14 protein-coding genes, 1 tRNA gene and 1 pseudogene are annotated in these 21,947 nt (G+C 63.9%); 11 read left to right on the forward strand and 5 right to left on the reverse strand.

Translation table 11 applies throughout. The features are described from left to right. The 8 genes and pseudogenes from RIN18_RS15805 to RIN18_RS15840 all read left to right on the forward strand — a co-directional run. Positions 1–251: pseudogene (locus RIN18_RS15805) on the forward strand (DNA polymerase III subunit delta'); the annotation flags it as partial. A gap of 53 nt (positions 252–304) precedes the next feature. Then, on the forward strand, positions 305–1,852 hold the full coding sequence (locus RIN18_RS15810) for an alpha/beta hydrolase (protein WP_309104951.1): 1,548 nt from the start codon (positions 305–307) through the stop codon (positions 1,850–1,852). A 75-nt stretch (positions 1,853–1,927) separates the two neighbouring features. Next, positions 1,928–2,000, forward strand: a tRNA-Thr gene (locus RIN18_RS15815). A 382-nt stretch (positions 2,001–2,382) separates the two neighbouring features. Next, on the forward strand, positions 2,383–3,363 hold the full coding sequence (locus RIN18_RS15820; RefSeq protein WP_309104952.1) for a site-specific DNA-methyltransferase: 981 nt from the start codon (positions 2,383–2,385) through the stop codon (positions 3,361–3,363). Positions 3,364–3,480: 117 nt separating this feature from the next. Then, positions 3,481–5,454 carry a DEAD/DEAH box helicase family protein gene (locus tag RIN18_RS15825; RefSeq protein ID WP_309104953.1) on the forward strand — a complete coding sequence of 658 codons (1,974 nt, stop codon included), beginning with the start codon at positions 3,481–3,483 and terminating at the stop codon, positions 5,452–5,454. Positions 5,455–5,690: 236 nt separating this feature from the next. Then, the gene (locus tag RIN18_RS15830; protein WP_309104954.1) at positions 5,691–7,664 is read left to right on the forward strand and encodes an AAA family ATPase; all 1,974 of its coding nucleotides are present in this window, start codon (positions 5,691–5,693) and stop codon (positions 7,662–7,664) included. Then, positions 7,661–8,047: a hypothetical protein gene (locus tag RIN18_RS15835; RefSeq protein WP_309104955.1), complete on the forward strand. Its 387-nt coding sequence runs from the start codon at positions 7,661–7,663 to the stop codon at positions 8,045–8,047. Before RIN18_RS15830 ends, RIN18_RS15835 begins: the two co-directional genes overlap by 4 nt. A gap of 11 nt (positions 8,048–8,058) precedes the next feature. Continuing rightward, entirely contained in the window at positions 8,059–9,132 is a 1,074-nt protein-coding gene (locus RIN18_RS15840) for a sigma-70 family RNA polymerase sigma factor (RefSeq protein ID WP_309104956.1), read from the forward strand. A 667-nt stretch (positions 9,133–9,799) separates the two neighbouring features. Here the strand turns inward: RIN18_RS15840 and RIN18_RS15845 are convergent. Then, a complete protein-coding gene (locus RIN18_RS15845; RefSeq protein WP_309104957.1) occupies positions 9,800–11,140 on the reverse strand; it encodes a restriction endonuclease in 1,341 nt (446 codons plus the stop codon). 956 nt (positions 11,141–12,096) lie between these two features. On the opposite strand from RIN18_RS15845, the gene RIN18_RS15850 reads away from it, so the two are divergent. Together RIN18_RS15850 and RIN18_RS15855 are read left to right on the forward strand one after the other, a co-directional pair. Beyond that, positions 12,097–13,875: a DUF4209 domain-containing protein gene (locus tag RIN18_RS15850; protein ID WP_309104958.1), complete on the forward strand. Its 1,779-nt coding sequence runs from the start codon at positions 12,097–12,099 to the stop codon at positions 13,873–13,875. Positions 13,876–14,321: 446 nt separating this feature from the next. Continuing rightward, entirely contained in the window at positions 14,322–17,423 is a 3,102-nt protein-coding gene (locus RIN18_RS15855; RefSeq protein ID WP_309104959.1) for a hypothetical protein, read from the forward strand. A gap of 425 nt (positions 17,424–17,848) precedes the next feature. On the opposite strand, the gene RIN18_RS15860 is transcribed toward RIN18_RS15855, so the two are convergent. From RIN18_RS15860 to RIN18_RS15875, 4 genes are all read right to left on the reverse strand, one after another. Then, positions 17,849–18,778 carry a hypothetical protein gene (locus RIN18_RS15860; protein WP_309104960.1) on the reverse strand — a complete coding sequence of 310 codons (930 nt, stop codon included), beginning with the start codon at positions 18,776–18,778 and terminating at the stop codon, positions 17,849–17,851. Next, entirely contained in the window at positions 18,775–19,155 is a 381-nt protein-coding gene (locus RIN18_RS15865) for a hypothetical protein (RefSeq protein WP_309104961.1), read from the reverse strand. Before RIN18_RS15865 ends, RIN18_RS15860 begins: the two co-directional genes overlap by 4 nt. Beyond that, positions 19,137–19,226 carry a hypothetical protein gene (locus RIN18_RS15870; RefSeq protein ID WP_309104962.1) on the reverse strand — a complete coding sequence of 30 codons (90 nt, stop codon included), beginning with the start codon at positions 19,224–19,226 and terminating at the stop codon, positions 19,137–19,139. The genes RIN18_RS15865 and RIN18_RS15870 overlap by 19 nt, the downstream gene beginning before the upstream one ends. A 667-nt stretch (positions 19,227–19,893) precedes the next feature. Next, complete coding sequence (locus RIN18_RS15875; RefSeq protein WP_309104963.1) at positions 19,894–21,177, reverse strand: hypothetical protein; 1,284 nt, start codon at positions 21,175–21,177, stop codon at positions 19,894–19,896. Between the two features lie 378 nt (positions 21,178–21,555). Here RIN18_RS15875 and RIN18_RS15880 point away from each other — a divergent pair. After that, positions 21,556–21,947, forward strand: a 392-nt coding sequence (locus tag RIN18_RS15880) for an isochorismatase family protein (RefSeq protein ID WP_309104964.1), incomplete at its 3' end; no start/stop codon positions are given.

Raw genomic sequence — 21,947 nt, forward strand, 5'->3', positions numbered from 1 at the left:
GCATCCTCGTCGACCTGCTCTCGCTCTACCGCGACATCCTCATGACGCAGCTCGGGGTGGGACGCGAGCTCGTCAACGAGGCGATGCGGCCGACCGTGCTCGCGGCCGCCGACTACCTGCAGCGCGCTGCCGTCATCGAGGTGCTCGACAGCATCCGCATCGCGCGCGAGCGCATCGAGGCGAACGTGCCGCCGGTGCTCGCCCTCGAGGCGATGCTCGTGCGCGCGGCCCGGGCTGCGCAGCGCCGCTGACCCGCGTCGGCCGCTGGGCGTCGGCGCCTCGCCTGGCGCGTACCGTTGGAGGCATGCTCCGCACCCGCCGTCGCCTCGCAGCCATCGCCACCGTCGCCGCGGCGGCGCTCGCGCTGAGCGGATGCGTGCTGCTGCCGCCGCCGCTGCCGACGCTGCCCGCGGCGCCGACGTGGAGCCCGACTGGCGAGGATGTCGCGCCCGAGCTCGAGGAGTACTTCTCGCAGGACGTCGGCTGGCAGCGCTGCGAGATGAACTGGTGCGGCACGATCTCGGCGCCGATGGACTGGTTCGAGGTGGGCGCCGAGTCGATCGAGCTGTCGGTGACGGTCGCGCCGGCCACGGGCGAGCGCCGCGGCGCGATCCTCTACAACCCCGGCGGACCGGGCGCATCCGGCGTCGACTACGTCCAGGAGTACGCCGACTACCTGCTGCGGCCCGAGGTGCGCGAGCACTACGACCTCGTCGGCTTCGACCCCCGGGGGGTCGCCGGCTCGACGCCCATCTCGTGCTACGACGATCCGCGCGAGCTCTACGACTGGCTGTGGGAGATCCCCGAGGGGCCGCGTCCGGAGCCGCTGAGCGACGAGGACCTGCAGCAGCAGCTCGCCGACGCCGAGTGGTTCGCCGGGTCGTGCCTCGAGCACACCGGCACGCTGCTCGAGCACATCGGCACCGAGCAGGTCGCGAGCGACCTCGACCTCGTGCGCGCGCTGCTCGGCGAGGAGCGGCTCAACTACCTCGGCGTCTCGTACGGCACGCTCATCGGCGCCACCTACGCCGACCTCTTCCCCGAGAACGTCGGCCGGTTCGTGCTCGACGCCGCCGTCGCGCCCGACTCGACCGACTTCGAGGGCACGCTCTACCAGGCCGCGGGCTTCGAGCTCGCGTACGGCAACTTCGTCGCCGACTGCCTCGAGCAGGACGAGTGCCCCTTCGAGGGCACGAAGGCGGATGCGCTCGAGCAGACGCGCGAGCTGCTCGACGGGCTCGACGCCGACCCGATCGACGTGGCCGACGGCCGACAGCTCGGCTCGAGCGCCCTCTTCACGGCGATCGCCGCCAACCTCTACGCCGACGCGCAGTGGTCGACGCTCCGCGAGGTGCTCGCCGACGTCATGGCGGGCAGCGGCGAATCGGCCTTCGCCGAGGCGGATGCGTACTACGGCGTCAACCCGGACGGCAGCTTCGCCGACAACTCGCTCGAGGCGCTCATCGCCGTGAACTGCCTCGACTACCCGGCGGTGACCGACTTCGACGAGGTGCGGGCGAACGCCGAGGAGATCATGGCCGCGGCGCCGACGCTCGGTCCGGACTTCGTCGGACTCGGCAGCTGCGCGGCATGGCCGTTCGAGGCCACGCGCGAGCCGCACGAGATCACGGCGCCCGGCGCCGACCCCATCATCGTGATCGGCGGCGTCAACGATCCGGCGACGCCGTACCAGCAGGCGGTCGACCTCGCCGAGATGCTCGAGTCGGGTGTGCTCATCTCCGTGGATGCCGAGGGCCACGGTCAGTACTTCACGGGCAAGGAGTGCGTCGACGAGCCGGTGAACCGCTACTTCCTGACCGGCTCGGCGCCGACCGCGCAGATCGACTGCTGACCGGGTGCGCCCTGAAGACCGGGAGTCGTGCCGGCGTCGGGGGATGCGCTATGCTCGTTGATCGTGCCTCGGCACGCCGCCTTAGCTCAGTCGGCAGAGCGATTCACTCGTAATGAATAGGTCGGGAGTTCGATTCTCCCAGGCGGCACAAGGACAGTGGCCCTGCGGCATCCTGGAGTACACCGGTTACGTACACCAGAAATGCGGCAGGGCTACTGCTTTCTAAGGCGGAGCAGGTCAGTCCGCCCCCTGAACACTTGCGCCTCGCCCTCTTTGAAATGGCCGACCTTGGATCCTGGGCAGGATCCACAGCCCGCGTGCGATGCCCTCCACGTGTCAGCCGCCGAGGGCATAGTGGTGGGCGCGCGCGAGCGTCGCGACAGCGGGGAGCGGATGTCGGCCTGAGTCCCCTGTGGCGTCGCCACGACCGCGGAGTGTAGGCAGGCTTCCTTAGTGGATGCCGGCGAGCTGCACGAGCGATAGCCGCTGTGTGGGTAGGGTATTCGGAGCTGAGAGTTAGGAAGTCTTCTGTGGCGGATCCGGGTCCGCTGACCAGCGCGCCCGGCGCGCGTTTGGTCAGCTCTGTTTACACCACCGAGCTCGGTGAGATGTATCGCGCGACTGTCGAGGAGTTCCTGGCGTCCGAGCATGCGCGACGTTTGAAGGGGAAGGTGCAGTTGGTCTTCACCTCGCCGCCGTTTCCGCTGCTCACGCCGAAGGCTTACGGCAACAAGGTTGGCGAAGATTATCTCAAGTGGCTACGCGCGCTCGCACCGAGGCTGAAGCGACTGCTCACCCCGGACGGGTCGATCGTGATCGAGCTAGGCAATGCATGGGAGCGCGGTCACCCGGTGATGTCCACGTTGCCGCTGGAAGCCTTACTCGCGTTCCGAAAGGCCGGGAAACTGTTCGTGAATCAGCAGTTCATTTGCCACAACCCGGCCCGACTGCCGTCGCCCGTGCAGTGGGTCAACATTGACAGGATCCGCGCGAAGGACTCTTACACGCACGTGTGGTGGATGTCACCAACCGAGCGCCCCAAAGCGGACAACCGAAAAGTCCTCGTTCCATACAGCCAATCGATGAAGAGGCTCATCGCCACGAAGAAGTACAACTCCGGCCCACGTGGGTCGGGATTCAACATCGGAGCTGAGTCCTTCTTGACCGACCATGGCGGCGCGATCCCACCTAGTGTCCTTTCGTACGCCAACACGCAGGCCGGCACGCCCTACCGCAAGTACCTGAAGTCCCATGGCCTCACCCCTCATCCCGCCCCAATGCAGACGAAGCTCGTCGAGTTCTTCGTTGAGTTCTTGACTGACGAGGGCGACCTCGTGTTCGACCCGTTTGGCGGCAGCAACACGACTGGCGCCGTTGCCGAGCGCCTCGGCAGGCGCTGGGTAGCGACCGAGCCGAGGATGGACTACATCCTCGGCTCGCAAGGCCATTTCCCAAAGTTCAATCCGCTAGCCGAGCCGAGGACACGCAGCAGCACAGCCGTAGTCGACTGAGAGCTGCCCTTAGACTCGGGCCAAACGGCAGAGTCGCGTGGGGTGGGCATGAGCGAAGAGAGGGTGAGTCTTCGGGACGTCCCATTCCAGGAGAACTACTCGACTAGTGGCGCATCGATGCTGCGCGACTTCTACATGCCAGCGCTATCGCGTGCTCTGCAGTACGACCGAGCTGCGGGCTACTTCTCGTCGGCAACGCTCGCGCTCGCGCCCGCAGTATTTAGCGAGTTTGTCCAGCGTGGCGGCAAGATCCGCTTGCTTTGCTCGCCTAATCTCACCGAGGCAGACGCCGAGGCGCTCTTGGCGCTCCCTGACTCGCACCGGCCAGACGCCTTGGAAGTGGCAGCCAGTTCGCTGGCCTCGCTCGCCCGAGGTACACACGTTCAGGCGCGAGCCGTAGCGTGCATGCGAGCGCTGATCGACGCAGGGGTGCTCGAAGTTCGCTTCGTCACGGTGGGGAAGTCAGGTTTGTACCACGAGAAGATCGGGGTGTTCACCGATTCCGAAGGCCATCGGGTGTCGTTCAGTGGAAGCGCAAACGAGACGGCTGCCGCATGGTCGGGTCTGGCCAACTTCGAAGGTATCGAGGTCTTCCCCGAGTGGCTGGGCGACTCGGAGGCTCGGCGATGCGCGCGGCATGCAGATCAGTTCGACGAAACATGGCACGGACTTCGCCGCAACCTGAGCGTCACGAGCGTGGAGGATGCCGCCGAAGTGATCCGAGCACACGTGCCGCAGGAGCCGCTAGATGAGATCGTTGAGGCACTCCGTGCGGCGCTGACCGCCGCTGAGCGCCGTCCTGAGGCGATATCACTGCGGTCCTACCAGTCCGACGTGCTCGACTCGTGGGAGAGGGCTGATCACCAGGGCATCGTGGCGTTCGCTACGGGCGGAGGCAAAACGCGGACGGCACTAGAGGCCATTAGGCGCTGGACGGTCGAGGGGAAGCCCGCGCTCGTCATGGTGCCGTCGGAGCTATTGCACCGACAGTGGGCATCCGAGATCGGCGCATTGTTGGGCAACCCGCCCGTACTGCTTGCGGGCGCGGGGCATAGCCGCAAGAAATGGAGCGCAAGGCTCGCCGACTACACGCGCTCCGACACGACGCTCGGCCAGCGGATTGTTTTAGCGACGTACCAAACGGCAGCCACCGACCGTTTCCTCGAACTGATCCGCGATGGTGAGCATCTGCTCGTGGTTGGCGACGAAGTCCACACGGTCGGTGCTCCGGATACAAGGCGTGTGTTGCAGCGGATAAGTGCCGGAGGTCGGTTGGGACTGAGCGCCACGCCCCAGAGGTATGGAGACCCTGCGGGGACGCAGGCTGTGTTCGATTACTTCGGAGGGATTCTCTCCCCGGAGTTCACTCTCCGCGACGCACTAGATGCGTCCGTCCTCGTGCCCTATGACTACGACTTCGTCACGTGCGTACTCACGGAGGGCGAGCAGGACGCCTGGGAGGACTTCACCGGTCGCGTCGCGCGCGAGATCGCTCGCAACCGGGGTGAAATGACAGAGTACGCTCTTCATCTGCTTCGCCAGCGAGCGCGGATCTCGAAGCGAGCTCATCACAAAGCGGCAATCGCTAGACGTATCGTGTCCGAGTCGTATCAAGCCGGCGACCGATGGCTTATCTACTGCGGCGACGTGCACCATCTGCGAGAGGTGCGCGCTGAGCTGGACGGGCTCGGTGTCGATTTGCTCGAATATCACTCGCAGGAACAGGGCGGACACGACGCGACCTTGCAGTTCTTCGCTAACCGCGGCGGCATCCTGCTGGCGATCAAGTGTCTCGACGAGGGTGTCGACATTCCGATGATCAACCGCGCGATGATTCTCGCCTCCTCGACCAACCCGCGAGAGTACGTGCAGCGGCGTGGGCGGGTGCTGCGGCGCTCGCCCGGCAAGTACAGCTCGCACCTCTTCGACGTCATCGTCACTGGCGCTGATGGCAAGGCGATCACGCCGAGCGAGGTCGTGCGGGCCATGGAGTTCGCGCGTGACTCACGCAATGTCGGTCCTGAGCTATACCTTGAAGACCTGATCCCCGCCGGTATGTCCACTGACCGGTTCGACGTCGAAGACGATTAGCACGGAAGAGACAGGATGACAACGAGTCAGCGCCCATCGCCTCGCCAGGAGGCTCTGAACGCAATCCTGGAGACGCAGCAAGGGCTTGAGGAAACGCTGCTGGACGCTGATGCGTGGGAGAAGCTTGTCTCGCTCGCGTGGGACCATCGAACTCATGTAGGTGACCGTCGCGAGCTTCGGCGCGAAGTCAAGAGCATCCTTCTGGAAGCCGCTCGCGCGGGCGGCGAGGGTTAGCGATGGAACTGACAGAACTTGAGCTTACGAACTGGGGCCCGTTCTACGGAACGCACGTAGTCCCACTCAGCGTCACCCCTCACGCGCCGGTCATCCTTTTCCGCGGCGAGAACATGCGGGGTAAGACCAGCCTGCTGCGCGCCATCGTGTGGGCGCTGTACGGACAGATCCGCGAGCAGGATGGCAAGACGCCGCTCGACGTCGGGCGCATGGTGAACCTCGATGCGCTTGCAGGAGGCGAGGCGGACTTCGGCGTGCGACTCAAGTTTGCGCACGCGGGTACCGACTACACGCTCTATCGAACGTCAACTGCAATCGAAGAACGCCCAGGTCGTGCGCGCGTCTCAGTTCCAAGGGTCGACCTGAAGCCCGCCGGGTCCGACCCATACCCCGCCGCGCAGGTTGCAGATGTAGTCAGCGGCATCCTGAGCAGTGAGGTCTCTGACTTCTTCCTGTTCGATGGTGAGATGCTGAACCGGTTCGAGGAGCGCCTCCGAGAGGAGCGATCGGCGCCGCACGGCTTTGTCCGGAACCAGGTTGAGCGCGCACTCGGATTACCATTCCTGAATGACTTGGGTCGAGACCTCGACGCTGTTCTGAGCGAAGTGACATCCAATATCGACCTTGTTGTACGGCGCGCGAAAGCTCATGATAAGGAAAGCGACGCATACCGCGCAAAGAACGACGAGCTCACGGCAATCGACAGGGACCTCGCAAAGCTGCGTGAACACGACGATGAGGTGTCTCAGGAGATCGAGGTCGTCGAGGCCCAATTGGCCAAGGTAGACGAGATAAAAGAGGCGTACTACCGACGTAAGAGCCTCGAGAAAGAGTTGGATGCGTCACACGCCGCAATCGATGACTATCGCGCGGCCATCGCTGAAAAAGCCGAGGCGACTTGGTGGCTTCCGCTAGGTGACCAACTACTCGCTGACATCGACGCAGTTGAAGCGCGGATCATGGAGGCCGAGGAGCGCCAGCAATCTCAACTCTTCACAAGGCTTAAGATCGAGCAGATCGAGGGTCAGATCTCTTCGGGTCATTGCCCGACTTGTGGCCAGTCTGTGGCGACTCACGACGAGGATGAACTTCTCGAGGAGGTCGCCGTGCTTCGCGCGAGCCTTGAGGGTGCGGGCATCCCGAACCTGGACGAGCTTAGGCTGCGTCGAAGCCGCCTCCGCAGGTTCGCCAGCGCGCCGACTCAGCTTGGCTTCATTCACAACCAAGAGATGGACATCCGCAAGGAAGCATTCCGCAACGACAAGCGCCAGCAAGAAATTAGAACCATCTCGGAGCAGCTCGCAGGCACCAAGGTTGAGATTGACGTCCTTGAACGCAGATACGTCGAACTGAAAAGCACAAAGGTTCGATACGCGGGAGTGATCACCGGCCTTGAAGCAAAGCGGGCGTCGGTCAAGCTAGAGGTTAATAAGCTCGGTAGCAAGCTCGCGGAACAACCGGAAGTGGACCCGGTTGACCGAGAACTCCAGAAGATGGCGGCGGAAGGTGTTGAGGTCGTCAGCCGATCCTTCGACGGTTTTCGCTCTTCGATGCGCGAGCGCGTCGAATTTGCAACCAGCGTGCTCTTCCGGAAGCTCACCACCGAGAAGGAGTACTCGGGGGTCGCGATCAGCGACGATTACCATCTCGCTGTGACGGACCATCAGGGAAGGCCACTGAGCATGATTTCTGCCGGCGCCAATCAAATCCTGACCATGGCCTTCATAGGCGCGCTGGGGGAATGCTCAGTCAATGAAGCCCCGATGGTCATGGATACGCCTTTCGGCCGTCTCGACGTCGGACATCGGCGCGCGATCCTCGAATGGGTTGGCGGTTTCGATCGCCAAGTCATTCTGTTCGTGCAGTCTGGTGAATACGACCCGACGCGCGACTCCGCGACCCTGGCAGGCAAGATCGGTCGGGAGTACGTCATCAACCGTCTGACGCCGAGCCGTTCCGAGGTTGCAGCAGCATGAGCGACCACGTCGTGAGTTCAGGAGAAGACGACGATCGGCGCACCTTCGGTCCGTCTGCATCAAACCGAGACGTACTCGAATTACTCGTCAAGCAGGGCCACTTCAAGACGTCGATCGGTGCATTTCAGGCCGCAGCCATGTTCGCGCTTCGCAAGGGTCTCGACCCCGAGCGCGCGCCGTCGTCAGCGGGGACCATGTGGAACCGAGGAAGCGTAAATTTGCAGGTGCTGGAATTTCTCGGCTGGTACCTTCCGACTGCGACGCCGGTGCGGGTCCTAGCGCAACTTGGCAACGCCGGTACCGACTACATCGCGAGCAGAGTGCGTAGCGGCGGATACACGCTCTCGGAGATCTTTGAGTTGCCCGAGATTTCGGTTGAGTAGTACGGCAGCATGTGACTACGATCGAGGAACCGCACCGCGGGCAAATCGGATCCGCTGGTGAGCCGGGCGCACACGATGACGCGCTGCGATTTCTCGAGAGTGTGCTCGCCGGCAATCCCGAACTCAGTGATGCCGCCCTCGGTGCCGAGGTCGACGCCCTGCTCGGACGGCAAGCGCCACGCGCGGCCAGCAAGCCGCCTGTTCGCCGATGGAAGCCCGCGAGCGATGACGACGAGGCACCCGAGTTTGGATGGCTCGAGCACCTGCTTGAACTTGCCCCCGCGCCGGACAATGAGTATGTCAACGAGGCGGCGAGGCGCGTCGAGGTCGGCTTGTTCGCTGAGGAGCGCATCGCGCAGTCTGATCTGAGCCAACTCTCTCGCTGGGATATCGCTGAACTAAGCACGCTTGCAGCCGAGGGCAAGGAGGCCTGGCGGTGGCTGGTGTTGTCCAACCTGCGTCTCGTCTTCCACTGGTCGAAAGGCGTGGCGCGGTCAGTAGACCCGGATTGGGCGCAGGACGCGTTCCAGGTGGGCTGCATTGGACTGATGCGAGGGCTCCAAGGATGGGACTACCGCATGGGCTATAAGCTCAGCACTTTCGTGTCGTGGCATGTGAGGCAAGCAATCCAACGCTGGCGTGCAAACGACGTCATGATAGTGCGGGTACCGGTCCATGTGTGGGACGCGCTCAATTCCGGCGACGCGGCCCTGTCGTCTGAGCTGCGCGCATCTGCAATGCGCGCACAATCTGTGGCCTCGCTGGACGCCATGCTGCACGACCGCGGAGAAGACGCTCCGTGGGACGGCGGACTTGAAGCCATCGAAGACCGCATCGACCGAGAGCGGGCGATGAAGGACCTCCTAAGCGACTTGGACCATCGGTCGCTCGACATAGTCGAGCGACGCTTCGGCCTGCGCGACGACCTGGACGTCCCCATGACTCTGGACGAGATCGGTGACGTGTGGAACGTGACGCGTGAACGGATTCGTCAGCTAGAGAAGAAGATCCTCATCGCCCTTCGCGCCAGAGCCAACGGAGAGGTTCCAGCTCCGATCGGTGCGCAGAGAGTAGGCCGTGAGTAGCGAGGGAGCGAGGGCTTCTACGCCTCCGCCGTGGACGTGCCGGTGGGTGACGCGTTGCCATCGTGAAGGGTGAGTTGGCCGGCCACCGAAGGCCCACACCCGGGCACCTGACGACTCCAGGAGATCTGCAAGCCAATTCAGTTGAGCCCTAAAACTGCGTCTCGCGTGCCCGGTCGGCGCCTGGACGCCAAACCCGAGCAGCACGTCGGTGGACTCCGGTCTCTGCAGTTCTCGCTCGATCTCGCTTCGCCCGAGCTCCCAGACGGCCCCCACGGGATCGCTCATCGCATTGACGTCGACGAGTCGCGCGGGATAGAGGTTGACAGTCGAGACGGTCGCGCAACTGAGCACTCGTCGTGCGATGTCTATGCGACCTTTCGTCCGGTCACCCGAGCCGCTGGGAAGGCTGTGTAGCACCGCTACGAGGTGCTCCGGTTCGCGCATGGGTCCATCGTCTCAAACGAGGCTGCGTTGGGTGTACCGAAACGGTCACCCCTTGGCCTAGCGACAGGAACAGCGAGTCGACAAGCCGCAAGGAGAAACTGCACAGCAGCGTGCGTCAACTCCGAGTCGTCTCGACACCGTCCGTGACGTGACGCTCGGTCGATCTTGGCGTGACGTCCGACTGCGCAGCCCGGACCGTAGCCGTTGCGAATCGAGCACCCTACTAAGAGCCGAGCGCCTTACGGATGCCATGGGTCTCTAGCCAGTCAGTCAACTTCACCCGGTCGCTCACCATTGAACGCACATCATCGCCGCCGACAGCGAATATGACGCCAGTACCGCTGGACTGGATCGTCTTTAGTCGGACCATGAAGGGCCTCGTGAACCCGGACATGGAAACGAATACGCCAATTCTCGCGATTCCTTTTCTGTCAGAAAGCTTAGACTCGAAGACGCGAAGATCCTTCACGCCGAGCGCCTTTGTCCAGTTCTTGCACTCCACAAGCATGAGAGGGCTGACAAAACTGGTCCAGAACGGACGTGCCAGGGAGTTCGCTAGGACAAGGTCGATCTCCTCTTCGGCGGTGCGGAAGTTTTTCTCCACCAGACGCAGTGCGTCCCCTTCGACAGCGACCAACGCTTCGATCAGGGCTTCGAGCGAGTCGCCCCTCGCCTTCTTGTTTGCGGTATCGCGTTTGGCGTTCAGTTCCTCCAATCGAGCGAGCGCAGCCGAAGCTTTCGAGAACTCGTATGTACGGCCGAGCCCAGATCGGAATCCGGCGAGCGATCCGACAAGCGTGCCGATCTTCTCCGCGTATCCTGCGATACCGGCACCAGCAGTCTCCCAGTAGTCACGAGCGAAGTCGATCGCCGACGTCTCGTCGGTGATTGACCATTCGGTGATGCCTCCGCTTAGGTCGTATGCGATCCGGCTGTCGCGAGGTATGTGCTTCAAAAGGACAGAGATCAGCAACGGCCATGCCACCAATCGCGCTTCCCGAAAAAGCAGGCCGAGCGAGACCGCAGCTCGGGCGCATTGGAGGGACGAGACGCCCACCACGTCTGCGGCGCTAACGGCTTGGTGGAGGCTGCTCGTAGCCACGTCGACTGGCTCGTCCCAGCTCAGGTCGTCTAGCATCAATACCGGCCCGGAAGCAGCCCATTGCTTCGACAAAAGCTGACCGAGGGCGATTAGGTCGGACTCCGGGGTCGCGTCTCGACCAAGTGCGACGAGATGGGCCTCCACCTCATCATCTGTCGGGTTCCGGTGGTGCTTGCCCCAGAACTGTCCGGTATAGCCGCCCGAGATGAAAGCCTCGGCATGCCATCCCGTACGAACTTGGCCATACGCGGTGACCACGGAGTGCCAACCGAACCCATTGGTCTCGAGCGTCTCAAGCACCGCCTCGGCGGTGGACTCGAACCTCAGGCTCTCTACCTGGCCTCCGTCCGCCTGGACGAGCAGTTCATCGAAGCGGAATAACAACCTCGGCATGTCCGACGTTTGCTTCCGCCAGTTGATCGCAGCACGGTTAGCCACCTGTAAAGTCGTTTCAAAGCCCACGTGAACCTCTTTGTCGTGCGTCGCTTGCTCGTCATACCAACGTAAGGCACGGCACGGGGCGCCTGCGCGGCCTTTTCCGTAAGTGGGGACGACTTCGCTGCGCAAGCGACAGCGCGGGAGGCACCGTAGTCGCGCGGCGTCGCCTTCACCGCAGCATCGGAAGCGAGCGTGGGCGGACCCAACTCGCCGCCGCCCGCCGGAGGCAGGACGGTACGCGCGCAGACGGGCCTGGAAGCGGGCCGGCAGATCGCTGCGAGCCGTCGCACGGCGCTTGAAAAAATGCCCCAGACTCGTACACCGCGGGAGACCCATAACGCGAAGCGGTTGGCCCATGGAGAGTCTCTAGGCCTCCCCCTCCCGCAAGAGGAGAAGGTGTCGCAACGCCGCTACCACGCTTCGCCCGAGCATGGGGCTCGCGTACGGGTGCTCACGGGTCCTTACGGAGTCAGTCGTCTCACCACTAAGCACGCCGCATCGCTATTGCGAGAGGTCTGATTCGGCTCGCGTGTTTCACGCAGCGAATTCCTAGCGCCGCTTGTGCGCATGCGGCCTGGGACCTGAAACATCTCGGCGACTGCCGTCGCGCGCCACCGTCACCCCGAGCGGTCCTGATCCGTCGTGCTGTCATCGCGTGCTCGATGCTCAGGGTCGCCACGGCACCTCTATCGAGCTGCACGAGCGCATGCGGATTGAGACGACCGCTGGACGGCAATCCTGGCGGAGGACGAGCTGACGAGTGTCGCGCTCACCATGGTTCCCGGACCTGTCCGTAGCGTCGACAGTCGAGCGCGGCGCGGGCCCGAATCCCATGTCTGTAGTCGGAACCGGCGAGCGTCCGCGAATTCTTCGCTCTGCGGCGGCTACGCTCGGGGTCGACTCGCTGCAGTAGATGAATGAGTGCCACGCGCGTCGCCACTTTAGGCGGAGGAGGTCGGGCTATGTCTACGAGGCGCCCCGTGGATCCCGACTGGTGGGTAGACGTGATCGGGCAGGACGATGAGGGCGCGGCTGCCGAGCTTGTCTCGCTCGACCTGAAGCCCTATCTTGATGCCGCCGAAGCCGCCGACACTGATCAGTTCGAATTCCTCAGGGCACTGAGCATCGCCACTTCGGCGATGCTCAACCCGGAGAGCTGGGCCGAGCCGTTCAGACCGATGGCCGCGACAGGGGAGTGGCGCTCTCCGTTGCCCTCCGACTTAGACGACGACCAACTCGCGCTCCTCGCGGCGGCGGCGCCTCTCGTAGAGCATCGTGCAGTGCGCGCGCGGCTCGCTGACGTCGCCTGGACCTATGGCCGCCGCGACGATGCTCTGATGCAGTTGGCAATCGACTCCTACAGGTCGGCCGCGCTTGCGCCAGAGCATTGGTTCAGCGTAGGGAGGGAGGCTTGGCAGCGGGGGCTCGCGCTTGCCGGCCGCCGAGGCAAGCGGGACGCGGCATCACGCCAGATGTCTGAAGCATTGAGGGACGCGGTGCTCGATGCAGGTCAGACAGACATTTCTTTCACGCTGAGTTGCTCCGAGCTATTGCGGCAGCACGGACGAGCCCTCGACCGGCCAGAGGAGATTGGCGCTCATCTCCGAAGTCGTGCAGACGCCACAGAGGCGCCCGCTCTCGCGAGGGCCTTGATGCGCGAAGCAACGGAGTGGATGCCTCGTGGTTCGGACGACGCGCTGATTGGGCGCTGGCAAGTCGGTCGGCTCTACGTCGCGGAAGCCGATGCTTGGATCGCCGTTGACCGCGGCAACGGCCTACTGACCTCGGGGCATCTGCTCGAGAATGCGATCGCGACGCTGCTCGCGTTACCGAGACGTTTTCGGAGCTCGCATGCAATCGATGACGAAATCAAGGCGCTGCGTTCTCGCCTCGAAGTATCGCGGTACCACGTGATCGACTCGATGCGCGAGTTTACGAGCGAGCCTGTCGATCTCGCGCCCGCGGCCGCGGCTGTGCAAGCGTCCCTGGTCGGGCTCGACCTCCGCGCGGCGTTGCGCGCTCTGGCTGGGCTACCGGCGCTCCCGAACGTTTCGAGGTTGCGACAGTCCGCGGCGACCGTCGTTGACCGCAGCGTCGCGTGGAGGATCGCAAGCCGCGTCACATATTCCTCGGACGGCCGCATCCTACGTCGACGCGGTAGCGGCGCCGACGATCGCGAAGAGGAGATCGAGCGTGGGCTGGCGCAGTTGCTCGTTCAGCACGCTCAAGTCATGACGAGCGCGTTCATCCTTCCCGCGCTGCAAGTCGTCTCTACCGAGCATCTCATCACTCGACAGCGGATCATGAGCTGGTGTGTGGAATCGCCCGTCGCGCCCATCGGACATGAAGGGCTCTGGGCGGCCGGGCTCCACTTTGGCTTCGAGTGGGACTTCGGACCGGCGGCCGCGGTGTTGGTCCCGCAACTCGAACAGTTCGTTCGTTTGCTCGCGAAGAGCAGAGGTGCACACACGATCGTGGTCGACGAACTCACGGGGAGCGAGACCGAGAAGAGCTTCGGCGCGTTGCTTGATACCCCCGAAATCCTTGCGGAGTTCGGCGAGGAGGTCTGCAACACGCTTCGCTACCTACTCCTCGATCGAGGGGGCAGCAACCTTCGCAACCATCTCGCTCACGGCATCGCTAGCGACAATGAAGCCGGGGGTCCGGTTGCTTGCTTCCTATGGTGGTTCTGCCTGCGTCTTGTGCTCCACCCGCTGCTCCGCGAGCCCGAGTCAAGCGACGGCACGAGAGCCGAGTGAGCACGGGTGGCGAAGTTGTCGTCCGAGCTAGGCGCCTCGTCGCGCTAGGGCGTTGAGTAAGGTGCCCGCTCCAGCCGTGCCGCCCGGATGCTCGCCTATGTGCTGCCGGAAACAGTGTGCGCCGAGTCGACTTCGCTGCCGTCTTCCTCCCTGAGGCCGAAGCGCGACATCACGTTGGTCCTCGGATCGCGCGTCCAAGCAGCTGCTCCACATCGACGGGGTTCGCCGCCGGCAATAGACCTGAGTCGATGACGCGTCGGTGGCGCGCGGTTCTGCATACGGTGCTTTGCTTCTCACAGTCACGATGGCGGGTGGCTCCGAGACGATGAGCACTGGCTCGGTTCATGATGAAGTTCGCGCCTACCCTGGTGACGGTCCTTCTAGGATGAAGCCTGGCGAAGTCGGTCCGAATCGTGGACCATCAGGATTAGGGGAGGCGGAAATCCGTGGCTGACTGGGAACCGCTTCCACTTTCATCGACTCTTTACGCGCCGGCGTCCATCTCCTCGCCGGCGCCGGTGATCGGGAAGCTAGAAGAGCTCCCTTTCAACTCCCTCTCCTGGGAGAACTTTGAGCGGCTCCAGCTACGCATCATGCGAGACGTCGAGGGACTGCGCCATGCCCAGCTCTACGGTGATCGCGGTCAGGCCCAGCTGGGTCTGGACATCGTCGCTTTGGCGCCCGATGACACCGGCGTCGCCCTGCAGAGCAAGAACTACAAGCGTTTCTACGCAGCACAGCTGAAAACCGCGGTGAACAAGTTTCTCAACACCAAACGACCCTTCGAGGTTCAGCGCCTGATCCTCGGCGTTGCCTGTGCTGTCAAGAGCACCGGTGCGATCGACGAGCTGTCCGCGCAGCGCAAGGCACTCCACCCGATCTCGCTGGAACTCTGGGATGCTCAGGAACTCTCGGCACTCCTGCGCGACCGTCCGGCGATCGTAATCGAGTACTTCGGTATGCCCACCGCAGAGGCCTTCTGCCTGCCGTTCAAGATCGACGTCGCGCACGTGCCCTCCGCCGACGCAGCGGCCGTTCGAGAGGCCATCGCCCGCACGCCTGAAGTCTCGACCGGCGCTCAGGCCTTCTTCGAGAAGGCTGCCAGTACGTCCGACCCAGCACAGGCTCTCGCGCTGATCGAAGAGGGACAAGCGACCTTGCTGAAGGTGGGTTTCGCCCCTCACGCCGCTTTGCATGACAACGAGCGCGTTCGCCTCTTGGCGCTCACAGGGCGCGCGGATGAAGCTGCGCGTCGAATCCTCGACGATTTTTGGGCGGCGCTCGATCAGGGTCACTCAGCTACGGCGCAGATGACTCAATCTCGTCTCGGAGAGCTATTGAAACAGGAACCCGGCAATGAAGCAGCGGGCCGGTACCAAAAGGTGATCGAGGCAGCGATCGCTTTGTATATGAACCCGCTCGGCTACGCTCCGGACATCGATAGTCTGCGGCTGGGTGATCCTTATGACCAGGCCCGCCTCATCCTTCTTGCCGGTGAGACGGCACTCGCAGGCGATCAGTCCGAATGGCTGAGTAGCGCCGCCCCTGTCTTGGCGGAAGTCTCGCGACTTGCCGATATCGACGAGGTGCAACGTGCGCGTCTCCGGCTCCTCATTGCCGAGTCCACCCAGGACTGGACGGAACTTCTGACCGATGCTCGCAAACTCACGCTCGGGTATGCCATATCCGGTCTCGTGACCGCTCGCTATGCGCGCAGCCTCGCGCTGCGCCAAAAGTTCATGGAAGCAGATCTTGCCTGGGACGAGGCGTCGGGCTTCGCCTCGCTCGCGTCCCAGTGGGGCGAGGCGTCAACGTGGATCTTCAGCAGGCGCGCCTACCGCTCGCGCTGGAATCCTTTCACCGGCGACGAGCTCCTACCTCTGCAGACTGCGATCCGAGAAATGGGAAGCTCCAAGCCCATGGTGCCAACGTCCACTGGCGCGTATGTCGACTCATTGTCGTCGCTGGCGGAGAGCAACCTCCGTTCGGGAGCCATCTCTGCACAGAGGGCCCTGCGAGATGCGATCACAACTAGCGACTGGGTGGGCGAGGAACGCGCGCGACGTGCGCTCGCGTCGATCCTCATTGAGTCGGATGAACCTACGCTCGCGGCTCACCACCTCGCTCAAGTCGGTGCCACTAAGCAACTCGAAACACTCGGCAACTCGCTTTCCCTCGAGTTCCTTAACATTACCCCCAACCTAGATGCGCCGAATTACTGGACGGTGGGGGCCACTTACCGCCTCCTCGCGGCACAGGCGGATCTTATCCCAGACGACTTGATTGATTCCGTCATAAAGCACATCGCCGATGAGCTAGAGGCGGCGGAGGAGGGCACGCGTCCCGACCTGGTCTCCTTCTCATCCTCCCGATACAACAACGCTGTTCGGACACTCGCGGGAATCGCCGACCGCATCGACCTTGCTTCGTCGACCGCCGTGCTGGCTCACTTTGAACGCCAGCCGGAAGTGAAAGAAAACCATTACCGGTACCACGACGACGACGAGGCGCTGACCGTGGCGAAAATCGCGGGGCGCCATCCGAGTCTGGCTGCCCGCGCCATAGAGCACCTTGTGCCCCTTCTTGGACGCGCGCAGGGAGCCCGAAGCGACACCGCCCGAGACGCAATCGCCGCACATATGACAGTCGCGCATGACGGGCTTTCGCTCCTGGCTAAGACGGGCAATAGGTGGGCACAAGAGATGCTTGCAATTGGGGACCCGGCAGACATCAATCCGGACGCGGCGTCCGACGCTCTGGCGCGGCTCACCACGCCCTTGAGTCACGTCGCCGGCGTCTACAGCGTAGGGACGGGCGCAGTCGGAGACTCGCTCCTCATCTCACACCTCTCGGCTGAGCTGCTCGACGCCGCCGTTGCCGAACTACTCGTGCGTGCCGATGATCCCCACGTCAGTTCCGGCGACCGTGGCGAGTATCTGGTCGCGGCGAGCAATCTCGCGGGTCACCTCACCGAGGCTCAACGAACTAGGCACTTCAACGCCGCCATGCGAATCGCTACGCGCCCTGCTCCGTCCGATCATGATGACCTCAACCAACAGTTCACCCACAAGCTCGGTGGCTTCAGAATGAACGGAATGCCTCGCGACAGTCGGGGCCAGGCGCTGGTATTGGCTGCCACCCTCGCTTCGCGCGATAGTCAGCGTAAAGAGGTCAGGCGGGTCGTCTACTCGTTGCTCGGCGACAAAGCCGACTATTGGCCAACGATCGCGCTCCAGCGGCTGGGCGACACGGTGAAAGATGACCTAGCGTTCCTTGCGATGCAGGGATGGGCCCTTCGGAGTCTTGTCGCCCTGCTTTGGGCGGCGCATGGCGAACCCGAACATCTCGGTGAGCGATTGGCGAGAGACCCAGACGTGCGAGTTCGGCGAGCTCTGGCGCGGGCGCTAGTGAAGGAACCCGAGGGCAAGCATGCGGACGTTCGCGAGGCCCTAGCAACGGACCCCGCGTACAGTGTGAGGACAGCACTAGGCGACCTTGGACGACCCGAGGACGACCGAGACAGCAACGCGCCCTCCCCCTCGGCGTAGCGCTTTGGCGTCGGAGGCGAGTGCCGGATGACGGCGTGACAGGGGGTCAGCTGACCGGCTGGCGCGGCGAGTACGACGCGCTGGTGGCTTAGCGGTGACTCCAATATGACGCCCGGCGCTTCGCGTGCGACCTGGTTGCCGGAGCGTTCGGCGCGACCCGGAGTTGTGTCACGCCTAGGAGGACGAAGCACTTTCGGCGGCACCATGATCCTGAAGAGGTCCTGGTCGGCTGTGCAGCTCCGGCGGGCTACCGGTCTTAGGCCTAGGTGTCGTTAGTCAAGGCGTGCGCAGAGGCTGGCGTCAATGATCCGACCAGCCCCTGCGCGTCGCCATTGATTCCCGTGGCGCGTGTGCGTAACCGCAACTCCCCCTAAGGGGAGAGTTGCGGAGTTACAGCGCATCCAGATTCGCTGGTTGCGTAACTATTAGGTGGTTACGATCTCTCCTCTGAAGTCGCGTAGCGCGTTCATCGCTCGAGTATTTCCCCATCCCAGCCGTGTCATCACATCACGCACGGACTTCGGCTGTGGCGCGAGTTCGATCAGGGCGGCTACATCGCTCTTCGTCGGTGGCACCTGCGCCGGCAGATCGAACCGCCAGTTCGTCACGCCATTGCTCTCGTGGAGCGTGAATACGGTCAGGTATGGCTCGCGTCCGCTCGTGGATGCCTGCCGAAGCGCACCGTGCCGGTCCTTCAGAATCGACAGTTGAGCACTGCCGCCGTTGCCCTTCGAGAATCCGCCTGCTGTGGTAACTCTCATATAGGCACCGTCGATAGCTCTCTTCTTCGCGACCGTCCCACCCGCACCATACTCGCGTGATCCTTGGCCCTTCGCCATGTGGTCGATACCCAGAACGGCGATGCCGAAGGATGCCAGCCTCGCAAGCGTCTTCTGGTTGATTGCTGTGTATTCGTCAGCACTATTGCTCGATGCTCCGAACATCGGCAGGAGCTCTCCCACGCTGTCAAGGACCGCGACGGTCGGTCGCCACGTCCGCGCGTCCTCGATCACCGCCAGCAGCGAGGGACCGTCCTCAGGGATGGCAAGCCTGAATCGCGCTGAATCGCTGAGCACGTCGACCGAGACGCCGTAACGCCGTAGCCGAGTGAGGGTCGCGACCGGGCCGTTGTGGTCGATATCGAGCCATAGGACGCTTCCACCGCCGAAGAGTTCGTCAGCGGCGTTGGCCGATGCGATTAGCGTCTTGCCGCTCTCTGGGTCACCCACCAGCCCGTTCACTGCGCCGGGGTAGAGCAGCCTTAGCCCGTCGCTGCGTTGCCCTCCCCGGGCCGGCATGGGCGGGTTGTGGCCCGCTGTCAGGATCGCTGCGGCATCTACATACTTGGCCGTCATTGCCAGCCTTCCGCGAACACCCCGTGCAGTGCCCACTCCCAGTACGCGGGGCTGTGGGGCTCAAGGTCCGGCGGGCACGATGCGAGTGCCCGGTCGAGCCTGCGATTGATCTCGGCGGCCTTCTGGGGCGTCGCCAACGCGTTCATATACATACGGTCGGCGTCGTGCTGCGCTTGCCTCACCGCGCCCGTGAGCGCGTCCGTGGCCGTGTCGTGGCCGTGGATCCACAGCCCCATGAGTGCGGGCGAGACGCGGTGCAGATCGTGCAGCCCTGCCTCTCCTTGCACGATGCCCTGCCACAGCGCATCGAGCTCGTCATCAGTGTGGATGCTGCGCTGAGTCGGCGGTGCCAGGGCGCTCACTGACCCGTCACCCATGCGTCCAACTCGTTGAGGTCAAGGCGACGGGTGCCGCCGATCGTGTAGTACGGCAGTCCCTTCTTACTCATTGCCACATACAAGGAACTGCGGTGAAGGTTGAGGTAGGCGGCTGCTTGCTTGACCGTCGCCCAGCGGGGCACGATTGTCGTGTCGGTAGTAGTCATGAATGATTCCCTCGGAAATAGTAGCGATGGTGGAGGTCCTTTCAGTTGTTGATTCGAAATCGGTCCTGATCGGCGCGGCGCTTGCTGCTGGACAGGCGCGCTAGACAGACTGAGGCGGATTTTGCCATGCCTCGTTGTGGCGGATGCCGCCAACCGGGTGTCACTGTGGAGTTGAAAAAGAGGCGCGGGTCTGGCTGCCGATTCCGATTGTCAATTCGGAAACGCTTGAACGACGGTTCGTGTCGCTCACCAAGATGACCCCGGTGTTGTAAGCAACAACGACGAATCTAGACAGCCGGCGACACTGCCGCGCGCTTCTCGTGACTGTGAATAACTCGCCGAGATGTAGCCAAGCTCCGCCGATGTGACGACCGATGCCGCGGAAAATAAGGAGAGTGTCGGCCGAGCCGCAGGTTTTATTGGGGAGGGATCGGTGCGAAGGCGCTGTACATGAGGGGTCGTACGGGTGTCGCTTGTCGTGTCCATGGGACCGGAAGTGCAGCGTCGACCAGGACGCGACCGGCCCAGTCGAACAGCCGGCGAGGCCGGTGGTGGGTCGAGCCTGGGTGCGTCAGTCGCTCAGGAGCGCCGTGCCGGCGCGGGTCGCCGCGCGCTTCTGAGCCGTTCGGTAGCCCCGGTGCACCTGCTGCGACGACTGCCCCACCATTGACATGGCGATCTCGATCGGCACTCCGCGCAAGTGGAGGTAGTCGATGAATGAGTGCCGAGCGTCGTAGGGCTTCGATCCGTCGCCGAGCTCGAAAGCTGCTGCCAAGTCGCGCCAAGCGCGGCGCAGAGTTGACTCGGTCAAGGGCTGGCCTCGGTTCTCCCACACCAGTCCCCAACGCTCCGGCTGCGCTAGGGCCAGCTCCATCGCAGCTCGCAAGTCGGGGTAGGCATGGAACTCGCGGTCGCCTGCGTCCGACTTGGGGCGCGCCAGGACGCGTGCGGTCGCGATCGGTTCGCCCTGGTTGTCGCCGGGCTGAGTGCCGACGATCCGCGCATACTCGTTGCTGGGCAGGAGCTCCATGACGCGGTTGGAGCAAGTCGCCGGCTTGGCGCAGCTGGCACCGCAAGAACACTTCCAGTCCGGCTCCTCCAACTGCCACGACAGCCCGATGAACATCTCGCCGTCGTCGTCGATCTCGACATGGTCGCGCCTCAGCCCGAGCAGCTCGCCGGGGCGCGCGCCCGTCAGAATTAGCACCGCGAGCACCGATCGGAACTCCCACCAGGGTCGCGGCCGGGCGCTGCGGCTGCCGCGTCCGGCGCCGGTCGGCTCGGTGTAGGCGTTCTCGGGCGCCACTTCAGCCAGCAGTGCCCGCACGACTTCGCGCATCCGCTCTGGGGTCGCCCAGGTTTCCGAGCGCCGGGGCGGCTCGGGCGGGCTGACCTGCCTCGCCACGTTCTCGGGGATCAGCCGCATGTGCGCGGCATCAGTCAGGCACGACTGCAACACTGCGAGCGCCTTGCGCGCCGTATCGGGCCCGAGTAGGGCGCCGGGGCTTGACTTGGACTCTGTGGCCGCGATCGCGCTCAGCATCCGCTCCACAGTTGGCACGTCGATCGCGCTCAGCGGCAACTTTCCTAGGTGGGGGATCAGGTGGTTCTTCATCGTCGAGCGGTATGCGCGAACCGTCGAGAGCGCCATCGGCTTCTTAGTCTTCGTCCGTGTGCCCTGAGTCTCCAGGACAGACAGCCAGTTCTCGCTCCAAGTCGCGAAGGTCTGCCGCTTCGCGGGCTTAACGTGGCTTGACTTCCACGCCTGCACCTTGGCGTCCAGCGCGGCCTGTGCCTTGCCCTTCGTTGCTGCCTGCGCTTCAAGCTGCTGGCTGTTGCCCCACGCGTCGGTCACGGTCTTCCGCGCCCGGTACTTCCCGGCATGAGGGCCGGTCTTGATAAGGAACGCGCTGCCCCTGCTGCGCCCGGCCGGTCGCCCTACGTCTGCCATCGACTGCTCTCCGCTCTGTACACCGAAAGCGTACACCGGAAACCCGCCTGTCTGCCCCCGTCCGGAGGTGTTGTGCCCTGTCGGGTGATCTCGTATTCCGCATGAATCCGCGGTGGATGGGGGACGCCACGAGACAAGACACGACGCAGTCGCTGTTCACTCGTAATGAATAGGTCGGGAGTTCGATTCTCCCAGGCGGCACCACCACGGATCGGCCCTCGGAGCATGCGCTCCGGGGGGGCGTTCGCGCGTCCCGCTCGTCGCGCTCGCTACTCTGAGCGCATGACCCGCGCCATCCTCATCGTCGACGTGCAGAACGACTTCACCGAGGGCGGGGCCCTCGGCACCGAGGGCGGCGCTGCCGTCGCTGCCGCGATCACCGAGCACCTGCGCACGCACGACTACGCGCTCGTCGTGGCGAGCCGCGACTGGCACGACGGCACGGGCGACAACGGCGGCCACTTCGCAGCAGGCGAGCCCGACTTCGTCGACACCTGGCCCGTGCACTGCGTCGCCGAGACGCCCGGGGCGGACTACCACCCCGCCCTCGACGCGCTCGCGATCGACGTGCACGTCAAGAAGGGGCAGGGGAAGCCCGCCTACTCGGCGTTCGAAGGTGTCACGGACGACGGAGAGACGCTCGGCGAGGTGCTCGAGGAGCAGGGCGTCGACGA

Origin of the sequence: Microbacterium sp. (assembly GCF_031179285.1) — a bacterium.
GTDB lineage: Bacteria > Actinomycetota > Actinomycetes > Actinomycetales > Microbacteriaceae > Microbacterium.

Coding starts and splice junctions, on each gene's coding strand:
- RIN18_RS15865 (WP_309104961.1), bottom strand. CDS start 19,155: ATGGGTGACGGGTCAGTGAGCGCCCTGGCACCGCCGACTCAGCGCAGC.
- RIN18_RS15870 (WP_309104962.1), bottom strand. CDS start 19,226: ATGAGTAAGAAGGGACTGCCGTACTACACGATCGGCGGCACCCGTCGC.
- RIN18_RS15810 (WP_309104951.1), top strand. CDS start 305: ATGCTCCGCACCCGCCGTCGCCTCGCAGCCATCGCCACCGTCGCCGCG.
- RIN18_RS15825 (WP_309104953.1), top strand. CDS start 3,481: ATGCTGCGCGACTTCTACATGCCAGCGCTATCGCGTGCTCTGCAGTAC.
- RIN18_RS15860 (WP_309104960.1), bottom strand. CDS start 18,778: ATGACGGCCAAGTATGTAGATGCCGCAGCGATCCTGACAGCGGGCCAC.
- RIN18_RS15835 (WP_309104955.1), top strand. CDS start 7,661: ATGAGCGACCACGTCGTGAGTTCAGGAGAAGACGACGATCGGCGCACC.
- RIN18_RS15830 (WP_309104954.1), top strand. CDS start 5,691: ATGGAACTGACAGAACTTGAGCTTACGAACTGGGGCCCGTTCTACGGA.